The 18,862-nt window shown below is 70.4% G+C and carries 16 protein-coding genes; 4 read left to right on the plus strand and 12 right to left on the minus strand.

Annotated features, from left to right (window positions below; all coding sequences use genetic code 11):
- Positions 1-237 precede the first annotated feature (237 nt).
- Positions 238-1,647 carry a type I glutamate--ammonia ligase gene (gene glnA / locus OG609_RS29560; protein WP_327275622.1) on the minus strand — a complete coding sequence of 470 codons (1,410 nt, stop codon included), beginning with the start codon at positions 1,645-1,647 and terminating at the stop codon, positions 238-240.
- A 253-nt stretch (positions 1,648-1,900) separates the two neighbouring features.
- On the opposite strand from glnA, the gene OG609_RS29565 reads away from it, so the two are divergent.
- Positions 1,901-2,368: an RDD family protein gene (locus OG609_RS29565; protein ID WP_327275623.1), complete on the plus strand. Its 468-nt coding sequence runs from the start codon at positions 1,901-1,903 to the stop codon at positions 2,366-2,368.
- A 107-nt stretch (positions 2,369-2,475) separates the two neighbouring features.
- On the opposite strand, the gene OG609_RS29570 is transcribed toward OG609_RS29565, so the two are convergent.
- The 4 genes from OG609_RS29570 to lipB all read right to left on the minus strand — a co-directional run bounded on the left by OG609_RS29570 (position 2,476) and on the right by lipB (position 5,643).
- Positions 2,476-3,183 (minus strand): DUF4191 domain-containing protein, encoded by a 708-nt coding sequence (locus OG609_RS29570; protein WP_093897542.1) that lies wholly within the window; start codon positions 3,181-3,183, stop codon positions 2,476-2,478.
- A 19-nt stretch (positions 3,184-3,202) separates the two neighbouring features.
- Positions 3,203-3,403, minus strand: a complete 201-nt coding sequence (locus tag OG609_RS29575; protein ID WP_327275624.1) for an SCO2195 family GlnR-regulated protein — start codon at positions 3,401-3,403, stop codon at positions 3,203-3,205.
- A gap of 329 nt (positions 3,404-3,732) precedes the next feature.
- Positions 3,733-4,698: a lipoyl synthase gene (gene lipA / locus OG609_RS29580; protein ID WP_327275625.1), complete on the minus strand. Its 966-nt coding sequence runs from the start codon at positions 4,696-4,698 to the stop codon at positions 3,733-3,735.
- Positions 4,699-4,830: 132 nt separating this feature from the next.
- The gene (gene lipB, locus OG609_RS29585; RefSeq protein WP_327275626.1) at positions 4,831-5,643 is read right to left on the minus strand and encodes a lipoyl(octanoyl) transferase LipB; all 813 of its coding nucleotides are present in this window, start codon (positions 5,641-5,643) and stop codon (positions 4,831-4,833) included.
- Positions 5,644-5,902: 259 nt separating this feature from the next.
- Here lipB and OG609_RS29590 point away from each other — a divergent pair, with 259 nt between their 5' ends.
- A complete protein-coding gene (locus OG609_RS29590; protein WP_327275627.1) occupies positions 5,903-7,654 on the plus strand; it encodes a regulator in 1,752 nt (583 codons plus the stop codon).
- Positions 7,655-7,770: 116 nt separating this feature from the next.
- Here OG609_RS29590 and OG609_RS29595 read toward each other — a convergent pair whose 3' ends face one another.
- From OG609_RS29595 to OG609_RS29610, 4 genes are all read right to left on the minus strand, one after another.
- On the minus strand, positions 7,771-10,017 hold the full coding sequence (locus OG609_RS29595; RefSeq protein ID WP_327275628.1) for an alpha-L-fucosidase: 2,247 nt from the start codon (positions 10,015-10,017) through the stop codon (positions 7,771-7,773).
- A gap of 16 nt (positions 10,018-10,033) precedes the next feature.
- Complete coding sequence (locus OG609_RS29600; RefSeq protein ID WP_327275629.1) at positions 10,034-12,205, minus strand: family 20 glycosylhydrolase; 2,172 nt, start codon at positions 12,203-12,205, stop codon at positions 10,034-10,036.
- A gap of 249 nt (positions 12,206-12,454) precedes the next feature.
- Positions 12,455-13,768 carry an NAD(P)/FAD-dependent oxidoreductase gene (locus tag OG609_RS29605; RefSeq protein WP_327275630.1) on the minus strand — a complete coding sequence of 438 codons (1,314 nt, stop codon included), beginning with the start codon at positions 13,766-13,768 and terminating at the stop codon, positions 12,455-12,457.
- Positions 13,769-13,937: 169 nt separating this feature from the next.
- Positions 13,938-14,837, minus strand: coding sequence for a TIGR01777 family oxidoreductase (locus OG609_RS29610; protein WP_327275631.1), 900 nt, complete (start codon positions 14,835-14,837; stop codon positions 13,938-13,940).
- Positions 14,838-14,994: 157 nt separating this feature from the next.
- Between OG609_RS29610 and OG609_RS29615 the strand changes: the two genes are divergently transcribed.
- On the plus strand, positions 14,995-15,522 hold the full coding sequence (locus tag OG609_RS29615) for a GNAT family N-acetyltransferase (RefSeq protein WP_327275632.1): 528 nt from the start codon (positions 14,995-14,997) through the stop codon (positions 15,520-15,522).
- A 15-nt stretch (positions 15,523-15,537) separates the two neighbouring features.
- On the opposite strand, the gene OG609_RS29620 is transcribed toward OG609_RS29615, so the two are convergent.
- A complete protein-coding gene (locus OG609_RS29620) occupies positions 15,538-16,173 on the minus strand; it encodes a TetR/AcrR family transcriptional regulator (RefSeq protein WP_327275633.1) in 636 nt (211 codons plus the stop codon).
- A 146-nt stretch (positions 16,174-16,319) separates the two neighbouring features.
- On the opposite strand from OG609_RS29620, the gene OG609_RS29625 reads away from it, so the two are divergent.
- Entirely contained in the window at positions 16,320-17,090 is a 771-nt protein-coding gene (locus OG609_RS29625; RefSeq protein WP_327275634.1) for an SDR family NAD(P)-dependent oxidoreductase, read from the plus strand.
- A 25-nt stretch (positions 17,091-17,115) separates the two neighbouring features.
- On the opposite strand, the gene OG609_RS29630 is transcribed toward OG609_RS29625, so the two are convergent.
- Both OG609_RS29630 and OG609_RS29635 read right to left on the minus strand, forming a co-directional pair.
- Positions 17,116-17,637 (minus strand): DUF4240 domain-containing protein, encoded by a 522-nt coding sequence (locus OG609_RS29630; RefSeq protein ID WP_327278225.1) that lies wholly within the window; start codon positions 17,635-17,637, stop codon positions 17,116-17,118.
- A gap of 61 nt (positions 17,638-17,698) precedes the next feature.
- On the minus strand, positions 17,699-18,670 hold the full coding sequence (locus OG609_RS29635; protein WP_327275635.1) for a helix-turn-helix transcriptional regulator: 972 nt from the start codon (positions 18,668-18,670) through the stop codon (positions 17,699-17,701).
- Between the last annotated feature and the right edge of the window lie 192 nt (positions 18,671-18,862).

The following is an 18,862-nucleotide window of genomic DNA, read 5'->3' on the forward strand; positions in this document are numbered from 1 at the left end:
AGCCATGCACAGGAGTTCGGGTTCACCGGCGGAGGGCGCGGCCTTCGATGCCATGGCCGAATTCGGCGAGCATCGGCCTGGCGGATCAAAGAAGAACAGGCCGGGACAGATCCCGGCCTGTTCTCGTTCACCGTCACGGTGCGGCTCGCCCGGCTGAAGGCCGGCGGCCAGGCCGCAGCGGACGCGACCACGCTGGACGCCGCCCGCCGCGGGGCCCAGCGAGGCCGACCCAGCGGCTTAGATGTCGAAGTACAGCTCGAACTCGTGCGGGTGCGGACGCAGCTGGATCGGGGCGATCTCGTTGGTGCGCTTGAAATCGATCCACGTCTCGATCAGGTCGGACGTGAAGACGCCGCCGGCCTGCAGGTACTCGTTGTCCGCCTCCAGCGCGTCCAGGACGGCCGGGAGGGAGGTCGGGACCTGCTGGACGTTCGCGTGCTCCTCGGGAGCCAGCTCGTACAGGTCCTTGTCGATCGGCTCGGCGGGCTCGATCTTGTTCTTGATGCCGTCGAGGCCGGCCATCAGCAGAGCGGAGAAGGCGAGGTACGGGTTGGACGACGGGTCCGGGGCGCGGAACTCGACGCGCTTGGCCTTGGGGTTCGAGCCCGTGATCGGGATACGCATGGCGGCCGAGCGGTTGCGCTGCGAGTACACCATGTTGACCGGGGCCTCGAAGCCGGGGACCAGGCGGTGGTACGAGTTCACCGTCGGGTTGGTGAAGGCCAGCAGCGACGGGGCGTGCTTGAGGATGCCGCCGATGTAGTAGCGGGCGATGTCCGAGAGGCCCGCGTAGCCCTGCTCGTCGTAGAACAGCGGGTCGCCGCCGGCCCACAGGGACTGGTGGACGTGCATGCCCGAGCCGTTGTCGCCGAAGATCGGCTTCGGCATGAAGGTGGCGGTCTTGCCGTTGCGCCAGGCGACGTTCTTCACGATGTACTTGAAGAGCATCAGGTCGTCGGCCGCGGCGAGCAGCGTGTTGAACTTGTAGTTGATCTCTGCCTGGCCCGCGGTGCCGACCTCATGGTGCTGGCGCTCGACCTGGAGGCCGTTCTTGTCCAGCTCCAGGGAGATCTCGGCACGCAGGTCGGCGAAGTGGTCGACCGGCGGGACCGGGAAGTAGCCGCCCTTGTAGCGGACCTTGTAGCCGCGATTGTTCTCTTCCGACCCGGTGTTCCAGGCGCCGGCCTCGGAGTCGATGTGGTAGAAGGACTCGTTCGCCGAGGTCTGGAAGCGGACGTTGTCGAACACGTAGAACTCGGCCTCGGGGCCGAAGTACGCGGTGTCGGCGATGCCGGTGGAGGTGAGGTACGCCTCGGCCTTCTTGGCCACGTTCCGCGGGTCACGGCTGTACTGCTCGCCCGTGATCGGGTCGTGGATGAAGAAGTTGATGTTGACGGTCTTGTCGCGGCGGAACGGGTCGACACGGGCGGTCGACAGGTCCGCGCGCAGCGCCATGTCGGACTCGTGGATGGCCTGGAAGCCGCGGATCGACGAGCCGTCGAAGGCGAGCTCCTCGGTCGGGTCGAAGACTGCCGCCGGGATGGTGAAGTGCTGCATCACACCGGGCAGGTCGCAGAACCGGACATCGATGAACTTGACGTCTTCGTCGGCGATGTACTTCTTCGCGTCGTCGGCGTTCTGGAACATCCAACTCCTCCTACTCCCGGCCCGGGAGGGACGGGGTTGTAGCTCGTGGTGCGGCCAGTGCGGTGGCACACGCTGGACCCGACCATAGGCAGACCGGATTTCTCAAGCATGACCCATTTGTTTCGCAGAAGTTAACCGAGCCGGGTGCGGGCGGCACCTCGTGGCCGGTTCGGGGCCCTCGTCCCCGCCGGGTGGCAGCCCGCAGCGGCCCCCGCCCGGCAGGGCGCGCGGGCGGGCGCAGTACCGTGGTCGGGTGGACAATAGGCAAGCAATCGGATCGTGGCTCTCCGGGCCGCGCGCGGCCGCCGAGGAGATGGGGGCCGACTTCGGCCACCGGGGCAAGCGGCTCGGTCTGCCCGAGCACGGGCCGGGATCCGTGGCGCCGCTCGGCCGGCGCTTCGGTGCGCTCTTCATCGACTGGGTTCTGTGCATGGTGATCGCATACGGGCTGTTCGCTCGCGGTGACCAGCAGACGGCCGGGAACTGGGCGCTCGGCGTCTTTCTCGTGCTGAGTGTGCTCACCGTCGGGACCATCGGCTGCACGCCCGGCAAGCGGCTCCTGGGCATCAGGGTCGTCGCCGAGAGCGGCGGTCGGCTCACTTTCGGGCGGGTGATCGTCCGGAGTTTGCTGCTGTGCCTGGCGATTCCGGCCCTGGTCTGGGACCGCGACGGCCGCGGCCTGCACGACCGGCTGGCCCGCGCTGTTCAGGTGCGTATCTGAGCCGAGGACGGATACCGCGGACGGTATGAGAAGAGGGCGGGTTGCGAACCGAACCGGTTCGCGACCCGCCCTCTCCGTGCGTACAGCGGATATGTACGACGGAAGCGTCAGCGCATCTTTCCGCCGCGCGGCATCCGCATGCCCTTCGGCATCGGGCCCTTGGGCAGCGGCATGTTGCTCATCAGGTCGCCCATCGCGCGCAGCCGGTCATTGGCGGCCGTCACCTGCGGGCCGGTCAGGACGCGCGGCAGCTTCAGCATCTTGGTGCGCACCTTCTTGAGCGGCACCTGGCCCTCGTCGTTGCCGACGACGATGTCATGCACCGGTACGTCGACCAGGATGCGCGCCATCTTCTTCTTCTCGGCCGCGAGCAACAGCTTCACCCGGTTCGGGTTGCCCTCGCCGACCAGGACGATGCCCGCCTTGCCCACGGCGCGGTGGACGACGTCCTGGCTGCGGTTCATCGCGACCGCAGGAGTCGTGGTCCAGCCACGGCCCACCCGGTCCAGCACCGCCGCCGCAGCGCCCGGCTGTCCCTCCATCTGCCCGAAGGCCGCGCGCTCGGCACGCCGTCCGAAGACGATCGCCATCGCGAGGAGGGCCAGCACGAAGCCCAGGATGCCCAGGTAGATCGGGTGGCCGATCAGAAAACCGACCGCGAGGAGGACACCGAAGGTGACGATTCCCACACCCGCGACGACAAGACCGATCTTGGAGTCGGTCCGCCGGGTCATCTTGTAGGTCAGGGCGATCTGCTTGAGTCGCCCCGCGTTCTCGGCGCTGTCCGCGCCTTCAGTGTTTGCCTTCCTCGCCATGTACGGAAGTTTACGTGGCTCAGGAACGGTGGTCGGCCGCGGCCTCCAGTACGTACTCGGCCTCGACCCGGTCCTTGGCCCGGCGCCGGTCCTCCAGGACGGCTGTCCAGGCGTTGCGGCGGGCGGTGCGCTGGCCGCTGCTCAGCAGCAGCGACTCGACGGCACGGAGAGCATCGGTGACGGAAGGGATGGCGGTGGCGCGTACCGGCACGGCCTGCATCGTGGAAATCTCCTCGGAGCGGATGTGCGGACTGAGTTGCGTGGACTCAGCTGCCCGGGCCGATCTGCCCGGGACTGCGTTGCGCGAAGTGGGTGGAGTGCGCTGGGTGCGGGAAGCAGGGGTGGCAGCGGCCCGCAGAGTCGCTGCGCCGTTGCACCCAGCGTCACTGCTCGGTGTTACCAGCGCATGACCGGTCGGTCAAACACCAATGAAACCTTGATATGGGCGTAGCGCACGCCGACGCGGCCCATACGCGCCCCAGACCTGCGGGGAGCGTATGGGCCGCGTCGAGTCAGCTATTACCGCTCGGTAGCTTCTTGTGCCCGAATTCACACAGCGGGCGCCGCTGCGACGGCGCCGCGCCGCTCGATCGCCTGCTGGAAAAGACGGCCCGCACGGTACGAGGAACGGACCAGCGGCCCGGACATCACGCCGGAGTAGCCGATCTCGTCGGCCTCCTCCTTCAGCTCCACGAACTCCTGCGGCTTCACCCAGCGCTCGACCGGGTGGTGGCGCACGGACGGCCGCAGGTACTGCGTGATCGTGATGAGCTCGCAACCCGCGTCGTACAGATCCTGGAGCGCCTCGCTGACTTCCTCGCGCGTCTCGCCCATGCCGAGGATCAGGTTGGACTTGGTCACCAGGCCGGCCTCGCGGGCCCGCGTGATGACTTCCAGGGAGCGCTCGTAACGGAAACCGGGGCGGATCCGCTTGAAGATCCGCGGCACCGTCTCGACGTTGTGGGCGAGCACCTCGGGGCGTGAGGAGAAGACCTCGGCGAGCTGCTCGGGCACCGCGTTGAAGTCGGGGATCAGCAGCTCGACCTTGGTGCGGCCGGTCTCCCGGTCCGCGGTCAGCGTGTGGATCTGGCGCACGGTCTCGGCGTACAGCCATGCACCGCCGTCCTCCAGGTCGTCGCGAGCGACGCCGGTGATGGTGGCGTAGTTCAGGTCCATCGTGACGACGGACTCGCCGACCCTGCGGGGCTCGTCCCGGTCCAGCGCCTGCGGCTTGCCCGTGTCGATCTGGCAGAAGTCGCAGCGCCGGGTGCACTGGTCGCCGCCGATGAGGAACGTGGCCTCGCGGTCCTCCCAGCACTCGAAGATGTTGGGGCAGCCGGCCTCCTGGCACACCGTGTGCAGACCCTCGCTCTTCACGAGCTTCTGCAGCTGGTTGTACTCGGGACCCATCTTCGCCCGGGTTTTGATCCACTCGGGCTTGCGCTCGATGGGGGTCTGGCTGTTCCGGACCTCAAGGCGCAGCATCTTGCGCCCGTCGGGTGCGACAGCGGACACTCCGGCACTCCCCTTTGCTTTCACTGCATTGGATTCTTCGGCGAACACCAGGGTACGCCCGTGGTTCAAACGGCTTTACGTCTGGCCAACCTGTGGCCGGCAGGGCCTATTCCCTGCCGGGCATCCAGGCTGTCATGCCGTGGCCACGGCATCCGCCGGGCGCTCGATGGTGCGCGGCGCGAGCTGCGCGTTCTCCAGGACGTCCTTGAGGTGCTTCTCGGCGACGGGGAGCACGTCCGCGATGGTGATGTCACGGCCCAGTTCGTACGCGAGTGACGTGACGCCCGCGTCCCGGATGCCGCACGGCACGATGCGGTCGAACCAGGTGTTGTCCGGGTTCACATTGAGCGCGAAGCCGTGCATGGTCACGCCCTTGGCCACCCGGATGCCGATCGCGGCCAGCTTGCGGTCCTCGCGGCGCTGCCCGGCGTTGGACGGGGCGTACTCGGGGCCGTTCAGCCGCGGATCGAATTCCTCGTCCTGCAGCCGCGGGTCGAAGTCGAGGGAGAGGCCGCCGATCGACGGACGGTCCTCGACAGGGTCGCCGAGGACCCAGACCCCGCTGCGGCCCTCGACCCGGGAGGTCTCCAGCCCGAATTCGGCAGCGGTACGGATCAGCGCGTCCTCCAGCCGGCGGACATGCGCGACGACATCCACCGGGCGGGGCAGCTTCTGGATCGGGTAGCCGACCAGCTGTCCGGGACCGTGCCAGGTGATCTTCCCGCCGCGGTCCACATCGATGACCGGGGTGCCGTCCAGCGGGCGCTCACTGTCGGTCGTGCGCCGCCCCGCCGTGTAGACGGGCGGGTGTTCCAGCAGCAGACAGGTGTCCGGGACGGTGTCCTCGAATCTGGCCGCGTGCACCTCGCGCTGCTTCTGCCAGGCCTCCTGGTAGTCGACGGCTTCCTCGCCGAATCCCAGCCGGACGAACCGAAGCTCAGTCACGACAGATGCCTCCCTACTCGCGGTGCCGGGAGCCGGGGTGCCCGGAGCCACGCCACCATGCACTGAATCAGCCCCGAGCCACTGTACGACCGGACTCCGGGCGGTGGCCCAGCAGGTCGTTCCCGTCAGCGCCACCCCCAATCCTCACACGATCGGATGAAAGTGAAGCGAAGGTGGCTGCGACCGCCGCAGAGGCCGCTAAATTCACGCCGTTCCATTAGGGCCTGCCCGGCCCCGAAGGCAGGAGACCGTACAGCTGATGTCGGAACGACCTCCGCAGCGCACCCCCAACCGCCGACTCGCCTCGCTCATCACCGAGGCCGGCTTCTCCAACGCCGGCCTCGCCCGCAGGGTGGACCAACTCGGCCTGGAACACGGCCTCGACCTGCGGTACGACAAGACCTCCGTGACCCGCTGGCTGCGCGGTCAGCAGCCGCGCGGAACCACCCCCGCGCTGATCGCCGAGGTCTTCACCCGGCGGCTCGGGCGCCGCCTCTCCGCGCAGGACCTGGGCCTCGACTCATGTGCCCCTGTCTACGCGGGCCTGGAGTTCGCGGCCACGCCCGCCGAGGCGGTCGACATCGTCAGCGGACTGTGGCGGAAGGACTCGGGCAGCCAAGCGGAGCTGCGCAAGATCGCCTTCACCCCGGCCGGGCTCGTCGTCCCCAGCAGGGACTGGCTGATCGGCCGGGCCGATGAGTGGGTGGGAGGGGGGAGCGAGTCCTCGCCCCCGGTACCGGGCGGCGCCGGGGGTGCCCGTGCGGCCGGTGCGCTCGGCAGGTCCGTCGGGGCCTCTGGGGCTGCGGGGGCTGCAGGGGCCACCGAGGCCGGTGGTTCGGCGCGGTCCGGCGGTCCCGGCGGGGCACGGGGGATCGGGGCGCAGGGGTCGCAGGGGTCGCACTGGCCCGGCGGCAGTGGGCACGGTGTGACGGGGGCGTCCGGCGTCAGTGGCCGCGGCGGGGCCCGTGGGCCCGTACCGTCCCGGCCTTCCGGACCGTCCGCGCCACCCGGGTCCCCCGCACCCTCGACCGCTCCCGCCTCCGTGGGAGCAGGGCTGTCGGGCGCCCCCGGCGTTCCCCGGCAACGGCAGAGCGACCGCGGCTCCGGCCAGCGGGTCAGCAGCGGTGATGTCGCCGCCCTGCGGTCGGTCGGCGAACTCTTCCGTGCCCTGGACAACGCCTACGGCGGCGGCCACGCCCGGCAGGCCCTCGTCCGGTATCTGGAGCATGAGACGGAGCCGATGCTTCGCGGGACCTACGGGGAGGCCACCGGGCGCCGGCTCTTCTCCGCCGCCGCCGATCTGACCCGGCTGGCGGGCTGGACCTCGTACGACATCGCGGCCCACGGCCTGGCCCAGCGGTACTTCGTCCAGGCGCTGCGGCTCGCCCAGGCCGCGGGGGACCGTGCGTACGGCGCTTACGTCCTGATCACCATGAGCCGGCAGGCGGTCTATCTCGGGCACGGCAGGGAAGCCGTACAGCTGGCCCGCGTCGCCCAGCAGGGCATCGGTTCGTCGGCGCCGCCCGTCGTCCAGGCCCTGCTGCACGCCGTGGAGGCACGCGGTCACGGGGTGCTCGGCGAGGCGAGGCTCTGCACCGCCTCGCTGGCGCGGGCGGAACGCGCGCTGGAGAGCGCCCGCCCCGGGGACGAGGTGCCGCACTGGGCGCGGTACTTCGACGAGGCCCAGCTCGCCGACGAGTTCGGCCACTGCTACCGGGATCTGCAGCAGTACCGGGTCGCGGCGCAGCACGCCGAGCGCTCCCTCCAGCTGCGCGCCCCGGCGTACGCCCGCAGCAGGCTGTTCTGCCGGGTGGTGCTGGCCTCCGCGCGGCTCGGGCTCGGTGAGCTCGACCAGGCGTGCGTGCTCGGCGCCGAGGCCGCCCAGCAGGCGGCGGAGATGCGGTCGGTACGGGCGACGGAGTACGTACGGGACTTCGAGCGAAGCCTGGAGCCGTACCGGGACGCGGCCGCGGTACGGGGATACCGCGAGCGGGTCGCGGCCCTCGGGTGATCTCTCCGGCGTGACCACGGGTGACTCCTCCGCGTGACTCTTCCGCGCGGCGGCACGGGTGGTGGCCCGGACCGGGAGCGATCGGTCCGGGCCACCATCCGTTCGGCGGGACTCTCTCAGTGCCCGCGCACCTCGACCTCCGCCAGCGACAGCGGGTTGGTGCCGGACGCCAGCTGCACGCGGACGTACCTGCCGGAGGTGCCCGCCGGGAGCTGCACGGTGGACGGCCGTCCGGCCTGGCCGGTGACATGCACCGCCGTCACGCCGGGTGCGGTCCGTGCGTCATCGAGTCCGTCGGCCGTGATCGGGGTGTCCGAGGTCAGGACCCAGAAGTCCTTGAGCCGGTCGGAGCAGCAGTCGGTGCGGTTCCAGATGTCGACTGCGGACAGTGACTTCGAGGCGCCCAGGTCGACCTGCCACCATGCCTGCGACGAGGGTTCCGCGGTGTGGGTCACCGAGCCCGACCCGAAGGAGCCGTCGGTGTTCCCGTCGACGGCGCGGGAGGCAGGGGCGTCCCACGCGGTGCTCTTCTGGGTGGCCGCCTTGTTCCGGGCGAGGTTCTCCGGGGCCACCGTGACCTTGACCGCCGTGGTGGTCGTGAGACGGCCGTGGCGCAGGGTGATGTCCAGTGTGTACGTACCGGGGGCCGCGGAAGCGGGCGGCGTCAGGGTGAACGGGACCTTCGCGTCCGCGCCCGGCGCCAGCGGGTTCACCCGGGTGGCCGACGGGGTGACGGTCCAGCCCTCGGGTCCGGACAGCCCGATCCTGGTCCCGGACGCGCGCTTGCGGGCGGTGTTGGTGAGGGTCAGCGTGCCGTCGGCGGTGCGTCCGGGGTTGAGCTCCTTCGGCAGTTCGGTCCTCGTGCGGACGAGGGTGTTCACGCCCGGGGTGGTGACCTTGAAGACGTACGCGCTCGTACTCCTGGTGGCCGACGCCCCGTTCTTCGGCGTCTCGACGATCACGCGGCCTGCGGAGTCCTTGTGCCAGGGCAGTGCGCTGCCGTCCGAACCGAGCAGAGTGATACGGGAGTCGGCGGCGACCGGCGTGTCGGCACCGAGGGTGAGTTCGGCGCCGGGCCACTCCAGAGCGGTCGCGTACAGCGTGCCGTCCTTCACCGTGTAGCGGATCTTGTCGTCGCTGGACGGCTCCTCGGCGTGGTGCCAGTAGGTCGTCCCGTAGATCGCCTCGCCGTTGATCTTCAGCCAGGCGCCGATGTCGAGCAGTCGCTGCTGCTGGATCTCGGGGATGGTGCCGTCGGCACGCGGGCCGATGTCGAGCAGCAGGTTGCCGTTCTTGCTGACGATGTCGGTGAGCGAGTCGATCAGCTGGTCGGAGGTGAGGTGGTCCTCCTCCGGCTCGTTCTGGTTGTAGCCGTAGGAGTGTGCGATGCCCCGGCTCGCCTCCCACTTGTTCGGGTCGATGTCCGGCTTGACCGTGTACTCGGGTGTCTGGAAGTCGAGTTCCTTGCTGTCCAGCGCACCGGTCTCGATCTTGCAGCGGTTGGCGACCGCGACTTCCTTCGGGTGCGCCCGGTTCTTCGCGCGGTTGTAGTAGTCGGCGATGACGGGCGCGGTCTTCCAGTACGAGGCGGGTTTGTCCCACTGCCCGTCGCACCAGATGATGTCGGGATCGTACTGATCGACCAGCTCGTTCAGTTGCGGCACCATGTAGTCGCCGACGTAGTCCTTGACCGACGGGGCGCCGGTGTACGGGACTTCGGCGCCGGTGTACGGGTTGCGGACCGGGCTGCCGGTGTACGACGGGTTGTACCACTCGTACAACGAGTAGTAGAAGCCCGCCTTCAGCTGCCCGCCCTTGGTGTCCTTGCGTGCCGCCTTGAACAGGTCGCCCGCCAGGTCGCGCTTCGGGCCGAGGTCCACGGTGTCGCGGCCACTGACCTTGCTGTCGAACAGTGCGACGCCTTCATGGTGCTTGGAGGTCAGCACGAAGTATTTGGCGCCGGCGTCCTTGAACAGCTTCACCCAGGCGTCCGGGTCGTACTTCTCGGCCTTCCACTGGCCGATGAAGTCGTCGTAGTTCGCGGCCGTGCCGTAGGTGTCCTTCTGATGGGTGTTGGTGGCGCTGCCCTTGCTGTTCATGTAGTTCCAGTACCACTCGGCGTAGCTGCCGCGCGGGCCCCAGGCGGGCACCGAATAGGCGCCCCAGTGGATGAAGATGCCGAACTTGTCGTCGTTGAACCATGTCGGCGTGGGGTGGCTGTCCAGGGACTCCACCGTCGGCTCGTAGTCCTTCGCCGGGGGTTCGGGCGCGGCGGAGGCCGGGGTGGTCAGGAGGCCGGCGAGGGCCGCCAGGGCCGTCGCTGCCACGAGTCTGGTACGGGGACGGGCATGGGTGCGGGTCACTGCGGGTTCCTTCCGGTCAGCGGTCGTAGTGCGCGTAGTCGGCCCGGACCTGTTCGGGGCTCAACGCCTCGTCCCAGGTGGTGACTTCGTCGAGATCTCCGCGCAGCCCGGCCTTCTCGGTGCCGATCGAGCGCAGCGGGAGCGCAATGGACGCGTCGACCGTGCCGACGCGCTCGCCGTTCGCGTACAGGGTGGTGCGGCCCGGCTCGGTGACCCAGGTCAGCTGGACCCACTGGTTCAGCGGCAGGGTGTAGTCGAAGCTGTGGTCGGCCGTGCCGTTGCCGGTGAAGCCGACCTTGCCGGTGCCCCGCTGCTGGAGTTTGAGCGCGCCGGCCTTCGAGCTGAGCAGCACTTGGTCACTGGTCCTGCCGGTCGTCCTGACCCAGCCGGAGACGGTCCACGGTTCGGCCAGGTCGAGGCCGCCGAAGCCCACCCCGTCGCGGTCACTGTCGAAGCGCCAGGCCTGGCCGCGTACCCCGTCCGGGACCGGAGTGGGGTTGTTGATGATGTACGAGGTGCCGGGCAGGTTCCCCGCGGTGTCCTCGGCGAAGATCGTGTTGCCGGGGCTGCCGGCCCACGTCCAGCCGCTCGGGTACGACGCCTGGTCGAAGGTCCAGTGGTGGCTCGGGCGGCCGTCGTCGACCCGGGGTGTCACCGGGTCGGGCCGCAGGCCGGGCGGATCGCCGAGCCGGGCGACCAGCGCCCGGAAGTCCTGCACGGTGTCCGGGGTGGCGGAGGCGTTCCAGGAGCGGTCCGCCATGATCGCGCGGCCGGTGGCCATCTGCTGCTCGAAGTAGCCGTCGTCGGCCCAGAAGTTGTAGTCGGCCCAGTTCATCAGACCGGATCCAAGGAGATCCGGCGCGGTGCTGGGCACCCAGGAGTCGTACATCCACGCCTCGTCGGGGTACAAGTGGTGATAGTTGTTCGGCGTGTCGTAGAACGGTCCGATGGCGATCTCGTCGTGGCCGGGGATGACGGGCTCGGTGCCGGTCCCCTCCCAGGTCAGGAAGACCACAGGCGCGTGGACCTGCTGCTGGGGCGCGGCGAGGTGTTCGGAGCCGTTGTAGATCGCGGTGCGCTTGCCGTGCCCGGCGACGACGTCGTCGAGGGTGTTGATGTAGCCGTTCAGCAGGTCACCGAGGGTGCTGGTGTCCGGATCGGCGGCGAGATGGTTCTTGACGCGGGGGCAGTTGGCGAGCTGGCCGGGCAGCTCGTCGGCGCCGATGCTGAACAGCGGGGCGTCGAACCAGCCGACGAACTCGTCCACGATCCGACGGGTCGTCGCGACCGCCTTCTCGCTGGTGATGTCGACCATCCAGTTCGGTGTCAGGTGCGAGTGGGTGTGGGCCTGGGTGCACGGGTCGGGGCCGTCGCCGAAGCCGATCCCGAAGGCGTCGGTGATCACGGTCGCGTGTCCGGGCACGTCTATACCGGGCATCACCTGCACGTGATAGCGGGCGGCGACGCGCTTCAGCCGCTCGATGTCCGCGCGGTCGTAGCTGTGCGCGGGGTCCGCGAGTCCGGGGAACTCCGGGCTGAAGAGGCGGAAGCCCTCGGAGTCGGAGAACTGCAGGAACAGGGTGTTGAGCTTCTGGTCGGCCATCCGGCGGACCAGCTTCTCCAGGTACTCCGGCTGCCAGTACTTGCGGCCCGCGTCGAGCATGGTCATCCGGACCGGCTGGGCGGGACGGTCGGTGGAGCGGGCCTTCGGCACGGTCAGGTGACCGGGGGCGGTGCGCAGCAGCTGCAGGAGCGTACGCGTCCCGTAGAACAGGCCGTGGGTGGAGGCGGCTTCGATGCGGACGGCGTCCGTGCTCTCGAACCGGTAGCCCTCCGCGCCCAGTGCCCCGTGCTCGGTGAGCGTCAGCACGATGTCGCCGGTCCGCGCGTGCCGGATGTCGCTGCTGACGGTCGGGGTGACCCCGCTGACCTGGGCCACCTCCGTACGCAACTGCTTGGCCAGCTCCTGCACGGACTGGCTCGCGGGGCCCGGGAGTTCGGCCCGTCCGGCTGGGAGTGCGGTCCTGGACCGGGACCGGGGGTCCACCAGGATGCGGGTCTTCGCCGACAGCTGTGTGTGGCCGCCGAGGCCGGTCCACTGGGTCGGTCTGGGAACAACGGGAGGCCCTGGGGCGGCCGTTGCGGCGCTTGTGCTCGACGCGGGTTCGTCCGGGGGCTCGTTTGCCACCGCGACGGGAGAGATAGATCCGATGACTAGAGCTGCGAGGAGTGGCGCAACGGGCATGACTCGGCGCACTACGGTCTCCTGAAGTCCGGTTTTGCCAGGACCGTAGCGGTAGATGTACTGCACGACAAGGGTGTTTGCGGGAGTGGTGTGGACCACTCCCGGAAACGGGAGGTGGGGCGAGAGATCCGATCTGTAAGGGTGTTGGGGGTTGGGATCGGCCTGACCGGGGCAGGATGCGCGCGGGCGGACTCAGGCCGCTTCGCGCAGCTCCGCCTCCAGGTGGCCGGGCCGGATGCCCAGATCGCCGAGGATGGCGTGCGCCGCGCGGCGGCCCGAGAACAGGGCGCCCTGCACCGTGCTCGTGTCCCGGTGGTCGCCGCACACATACAGCCCGGCGAGCAGCCGGACCGGGCGGCGCAGATCGTGCGGGGGTGGCATGGCGGGGACCGCCTCCGGGGCGTGGTGGGCGCAGAGGAGCTCCCAGTCGTCCGTGGGAGTGCCGTACAGCGCCGCGAGATGGGCGCGGACCGACCGGTCGAGGTCGGGCGGCGGGGTGCCGAGCACCGTCGACGTGATCAGGGTCCGGCCGTGCGGGGCGCGCGAGGGGTCGACCTCGCTCATCACGCAGGTGTGGGCGACCGGGCCCGAGCGGTCGGCGTCCAGCAGCAGTGAGGCACCGGTCGGCGGGGGAGCGGGGGCGGTGTGGTGCAGGACCGTCACCGGATGGAAGGCCGGCACCCGCAGACCGGGGAGCAGCTCGGCCGCGGCGCTCGCGCCGGTGGCCAGCAGCAGCGAACGGCAGCCCAGTTCACCGTGTTCCTTGGTGCGTACGGAGGTGATGTCGGCGGCGGCGACATGGACACCGGTCCGCACGGTGCCGGGCGGCAGGGCCGCCGCCAGCAGCTCGGGCAGCGTGGCCGAGCCGCCGGACGGTACGCACAGCCGGCCGCGCGCGTAGCCGCGCAGGGCGAGATCGGCGCAGCGGCTCGATGTGGTGAGCCCGGGGTCGCTGAGCAGCGCGGTGAGCAGTGGGCGCAGAAAGCCGTTGACCGTACGGGACGGCAGGCCGCGGCTGGACAGGGCGGCGAGCGCGGTCTGTTCCGGCCGGGCCAGGATGCGGGACGCCGGGGTGGTGGCGAGCCGGGCCAGGGCGGCGCCGAGCCGGGCCTGGTCGATCGGCCCGCCCATCGGCTGGCGGGGGGCGCTCGCCAGGGCGCGTGCCGCCTTGAGTGCGCCCCGTGCGCTCCGTGTGTGCCGCACGTCGCCGGTCCGGTACTGGCGGCCCTCGCTGTGGACGAGGACCCCTGGTGCGAAGTTCCGCAGCACGAGCCCTTCGAGGCCTGGCATCGTGCGCAGTTCCGGATACGAGGTGCTGAGAAGCGGGCCGATGCGGTCGAGCCGGAATCCGTCCACCTCCTCGGTGGTCATCCGGCCGCCGACCCGTGGGCCGGCCTCCAGAACGCTGACGCTGACCCCTGCACTGGTCAATTGATGGGCTGCTGACAGGCCGGCGATCCCGGCACCGATGATGACGACGTCCGCGTGGTGTGCCGTGCTGAGCACGTGCCCTCCCCGAGTCGGCGCAACTGCTGGGAGGCTCTTGCCCCCAACAGGCCCCCGGAATGCCCGAGTTCGCCACGAGGCTAGGAGGGGTCCGGTTCGGGCACAGTCGCGCGCGGCCCGGGGCACCGTTGCACGGGGTCGCACATCCGTGTGATTCGACCGTTCGTGGTCAGCGCAGCGCGGCGCGAATGGCGCCGTCGATGCCGGGGAAGGCGAAGGTGAACCCCGAGTCCAGCAGCCGTGCGGGCAGCACCCGTTGGCTGCCCAGCACGTCCTCTGCGAAGTCCCCGAGGGCGATCCGGAGCGCGGGTGCCGGGACGGTGAACAGCGTCGGACGGCGCAGCACGCGCCCCATTGCGGCTGTCACCTCGCCGTTGGTCACGGGGTCGGGTCCGGTCAGGTTCACCGGTCCGGACAGCGACTGCGTGTCGAGGAGGTGCCGCAGGGCCGCGATGTGGTCGTGCAGCGCGATGAAGCTCCAGTACTGGCGCCCGCTGCCGAGCCGCCCGCCGAGCCCCGCCCGGAACAGCGGGAACAGCCGCCCCCAGGCCCCGCCCTCCCGGGCGACGACCAGACCCGTGCGCGCGTACACCGTCCGGATGCCGGCCGCTTCCGCCGGGGCCGCGGCAGCCTCCCAGTCCACACAGACGGACGGCAGGAAGCCCGTGCCGTGCGGCGCGCTCTCGTCGACCGCGCGGTCCCCGGTGTCGCCGTAGTAGCCGATGGCCGACCCGCACAGCAGCACCTTCGGCGGTACACCGAGGGAGGCCACCGCCTCGGCGATCGCCGCTGTGCCCAGCACCCGGCTGTCCCGGATCTCCCGCTTGTACTCCTCCGTCCAGCGGTGGTCGCCGACCCCGGCGCCGGCGAGGTGGACGACGGCGTCGCAGCCGACCAGGCCCGCCCCGTCGACGTAACCCCGCTTCGGGTCCCACTCGACCTCGTCCCCGGCACGCGCCGGGTGCCGGACCAGGCGCACGACCTCGTGCCCGTCGGCCCGCAGCGAGCGCACCAGCGCGGCTCCGATGAGTCCGGTGGATCCGGTGACAGCGATACGGGAGTACACCATGGCCCCATCCTGCCGCAGCGGCGTAGGTGGTGCCTCGCCCGTATCACTCATCACGCCCGAATCACTCGAACAGCAGTTGTAGGGCGACATCCCGGTCGCCGAGCGCCCGGCGGATATGCGATGACGCGACCGGGCGGGCCGTGGCACTGTGGCGCGCATGTCCGTGATCCACACACACCCGGTTCGCCCCGTCCGCCCCGTCGTCCTCTCCGACGAAGCCGCTCTCGGTGAACTCGACCGCGCCACCTGGTCGACGCTGCACGCCGTGACACCGAGGCCGCAGCCCCCGTACGCACCGTTCTTCGACGACCGCCACAAGCCCGAGGACTTCCTCGTGGCCGAGGCGGAGGATCCGGCGGGTGAGATACGCATCGCCGGCTACATCCGGGTCGTCGCGCCGACCCCGCTGGCCTGCAACACGCATGTGCGCCAGATACAGGGTCTCGCCGTGGCCGACTGGGCGCGCGGCGGCGGTGTCGCCAGGGCCCTGCTGCGGGCGGCGTTCGCGGTGGCGCGGAGTGACGGGGCGAACCGGATGACGCTGCGGGTGCTTGGGCACAACGCGCCCGCGCGGGCCCTGTACGAGTCGGAGGGGTTCGTCGTCGAGGGTGTGCTGCCCGGCGAGTTCTTCCTGGGCGGGCGTTACGTCGACGACGTCATGATGGGCCGCTCGCTGGCGCCGTGACCGCTTGTTTCCCGCTCAGCCCTTGAACAGCCGCATGCCGCCCATGAGTTCGTGGAGGCAGCGCACCGCCAGATCGGAAGGTGAGCCGGGCCCGCTCGTCGGCGCGTCCGTCTCCGCCCAGGCTTCCAGCGCGATGCGTACGGCGTCCGTGGCGGCGGCTGCGGCGAGCCGGACCTCCAGCGGGTCCGCCCCCTCGCCCGCCAGCCGGGTCAGCACCGGCAGCAGTCGTTCCTCCGAATCCTGATTGACCCGGTACCAGACGGCACGCAACGCCGGGTCGTCCACCGCCGCCCGCAGCAGCCCACGCGTCCAGCCGAGCTGGTCGGCGGCGTCCGCGCCCGGCCCCCGGAGCGCCTCGGTGACCGCCTGCTCCAGCACCCCGGCGAGCGACTCCCCCGGCTCGGCCGCCTCCAACAGCGCCCGCCAGCGCTCGGCGCCACCGGTGAGCAGTGGGCCCACCGCGTCCTGCTTGGAGCGGAAGTACCGGTAGAAGGTACGCAGTGCGACGCCCGCCCGATGGGCGATGTCCTCCGCCGTGGTGCCTTCGGGTCCGCGCTCGGCGAAGAGCGCGGCGGCGGCGCGCGCGATGTCCAGCTGGGTTGCGGCCTTACGGCGTTCGGTGAGGGACGGCTGACTCGGCTCGGTGCTCATTCCCAGGAGATTACCCCGGCAGGGGAGAGGTGTGCACGAAATGACGTGATGGCAAAACGTGCCACTTGGGCGTACGGTGAACATCGATCGAGGAAGTATCGAGACAGCTTCGGGACAGCAGTCACCGGGACCGGGAGAGAACAGACATGAACCGCTACGAAGGCCGCCGCGCACTCATCACCGGTGGTGGCTCCGGCATCGGCCAGGCCACCGTCCACCGTGTCCTCGCCGAGGGAGGCCGCGTCGTCGCGGCCGATGTCGACGAGGCCGGGCTGCAGGCCACGTACGCGACGGCCGTGGCGAACGGCACCGCCGACCGTCTCACCACCCTCGTCCTCGACATCTCGGACGAGGCGGCCGTCCAGGCGGGCGTCGCCTCCGCCGTAGCCACCCTCGGGGGCCTCGACGTACTGGTCAACGCGGCCGGAATTCTGCGCTCCGAGCACACGCACAAGACGTCGCTGGAGTTCTTCAACAAGATTCTCGCGGTCAACCTCACGGGGACGTTCCTGATGATCCGTGAGGCGATACCGGCCCTGCTGGCAGGCGACAAGCCGGTCGTCGTGAACTTCTCCTCCACCTCGGCGAGCTTCGCGCACCCCTACATGTCGGCGTACGCGGCGAGCAAGGGCGGCGTCCAGTCGATGACGCACGCGCTGGCGAGCGAGTACAGCAAGCAGGGGCTGCGGGTCGTCGCCGTCGCGCCCGGCTCGATCTCCTCCGACATGACCAGCGGCAACGGCCCGGGGCTGCCCGCCGATGCCGACATGTCGCTCTTCATGAAGCTGTCTCCGGCGCTCGGGGAGGGCTTCGCCAGCCCGGACACCGTCGCGGGCGTCGTCGCGATGCTCGGATCGCAGGACGGGGCGTTCATCACGGGTACGGAGATCCGGATCGACGGCGGAACCCACTTCTGACGGGGCGGCAGGGCCCAGGGCGCGTTCAGCCGGAGCCGAACCGCTCCCAGAGCAGGGGGAAGCGTTCGGCCAGCGCCGCGTCGTCCTCGAAACCGAAGGGGGTGCCCTCCGGCTCGGAGGCCTGGGGCGGCAGCCCGAGGTCCGGGGTGACCACGCCGGTGAGCTGCTCGTACGCCTCGTCGGCGGCATAGCCGAGATCCTCGGCGTCCCCGTCGATCTCCTCGTCGAAGTCGTCGAGGAGATCGGCGAGGCTGTCCGGATCGTGCACAGCACCCTCGAAGATCTCCCGGCCCTGCCCGATCAGCCAGCAGCGGAAGAAGTCGAAGGCGTCGTCGCTCGCGCCGCCGAGCAGTACGGCGGCGGCGCCCCACAGCTCCCAGCGGTAGGCGCGGTTGTAACGGGCCTCGAAGTGCCTGGCGAAATCCAGCACGGCCTCGGGATCGAGCCGCACCAGCCGTTCGACGAGCAGATCGGCCTGGTCCTCGGGGTCGCCCTCGGCGGCCTCGCGGGTGCTGTCGATGATCTCCCAGAACTCCGTCTCGTCCATCACGGGACAAGCATCGGCCTTGACGGCGGGCGACGCACGCGGACGCGGCGAAAAGAAGCCTTCAGCGATAGAGGTTGCGCAGGCGTTCGGCGGCAGCGGTGAAACGCGCCCGCAGAGCGGCCGGTTCGAGGACCTCCGACTCCGGCCCCAGGGCCATCAGTTGGCTGTACGCGACATCGAGGGACTCGACCGGCAGGGTGACGGTGAGCTGTCCCTGTGCGTCGGGCGGGCCGGCCGCGTCCAGCGCGTCGTGGACCGCCGAACGGTCCATGGCGTACGGCAGTCGGCGTACACCCTCCTCCGTCACCCGTACCGTCACCTCGGTACGCAGGAGCGAGCGGGCGAACTGGGCGGCCCGCTCGTCCCAGAAGCCAGGAAGATCGAACTGCTCGTCGCGTTCGAACAGTTCGTCCGACACCGCGACGGCCGAGAACCGGTCGATCCGGTACACCCGGAAGTCGTCCGTCACGCGGGCACAGAGATACCAGACCCCGGCCTTCAGGACGAGTCCGTACGGGGCCAGCTCCCGCTCCACCTCGTCGTCCCGGCCGCTGCGGCGGTAGCGGGCGTGGACGATCCGGTCGCCCCAGACCGCCTCGGCGACGGCGGGCAGCAGTTCGGGGGTGACCGGCTCCTGATACCAGCCGGGAGCGTCCAGGTGGAAGCGCTGGGCGGCACTGTCCGAGGCGTCGCGCAGGGACGGCAGCAGGGCCGCCGACACCTTGAGTCTGGCGGCGGACGCGGCGTCCTCCAGGCCCATCTCGCGCAGGGCGGACGGCAGCCCGGAGAGGAAGAGCGCCTCGGCCTCGTTACGGGCGAGTCCGGTGAGGCGCGTGCGGTAGCCGCCGACCAGCCGGTAGCCCCCGGCCCGGCCCCGGTCCGCGTACACCGGGACGCCCGCTTCGGAGAGTGCCTGCGCGTCCCGGGTGACGGTCCGTTCGGACACCTCGAGCTCCTGGGCGAGCTCGGCGGCGGTCATGGCGGGGCGGGACTGCAGGAGCAGCACCATTTTGATGAGACGGGCAGCACGCATGCGGCCATTGTGGCCGCGGTGTGCGGGTTGTGGCCCACAGGCCCGGGGGTGGCCTCGATCGCCGGCCGGGCTCGAAGATGTCCTCGATCGCCGGACGGGCTTGAAAGTCAAGTCCGTCCGGCGATCGAGGACAGAGCCTCCGCCCGACCGGGGGCGAGGCGGCAGCCGGGCGCACCCGGCCGCCTTCACGCG

Source organism: Streptomyces sp. NBC_01224 (genome assembly GCF_036002945.1).
Classification (GTDB): domain Bacteria; phylum Actinomycetota; class Actinomycetes; order Streptomycetales; family Streptomycetaceae; genus Streptomyces.

Bases quoted from the DNA above. Each gene is read 5' to 3' on its own strand.
- glnA (WP_327275622.1), bottom strand. From the start codon at position 1,647: ATGTTCCAGAACGCCGACGACGCGAAGAAGTACATCGCCGACGAAGAC.
- OG609_RS29570 (WP_093897542.1), bottom strand. From the start codon at position 3,183: ATGGCGAGGAAGGCAAACACTGAAGGCGCGGACAGCGCCGAGAACGCG.
- OG609_RS29575 (WP_327275624.1), bottom strand. From the start codon at position 3,403: ATGCAGGCCGTGCCGGTACGCGCCACCGCCATCCCTTCCGTCACCGAT.
- OG609_RS29590 (WP_327275627.1), top strand. From the start codon at position 5,903: ATGTCGGAACGACCTCCGCAGCGCACCCCCAACCGCCGACTCGCCTCG.
- OG609_RS29610 (WP_327275631.1), bottom strand. From the start codon at position 14,837: ATGGTGTACTCCCGTATCGCTGTCACCGGATCCACCGGACTCATCGGA.
- OG609_RS29615 (WP_327275632.1), top strand. From the start codon at position 14,995: ATGTCCGTGATCCACACACACCCGGTTCGCCCCGTCCGCCCCGTCGTC.
- OG609_RS29620 (WP_327275633.1), bottom strand. From the start codon at position 16,173: ATGAGCACCGAGCCGAGTCAGCCGTCCCTCACCGAACGCCGTAAGGCC.
- OG609_RS29625 (WP_327275634.1), top strand. From the start codon at position 16,320: ATGAACCGCTACGAAGGCCGCCGCGCACTCATCACCGGTGGTGGCTCC.
- OG609_RS29630 (WP_327278225.1), bottom strand. From the start codon at position 17,637: ATGGACGAGACGGAGTTCTGGGAGATCATCGACAGCACCCGCGAGGCC.
- OG609_RS29635 (WP_327275635.1), bottom strand. From the start codon at position 18,670: ATGCGTGCTGCCCGTCTCATCAAAATGGTGCTGCTCCTGCAGTCCCGC.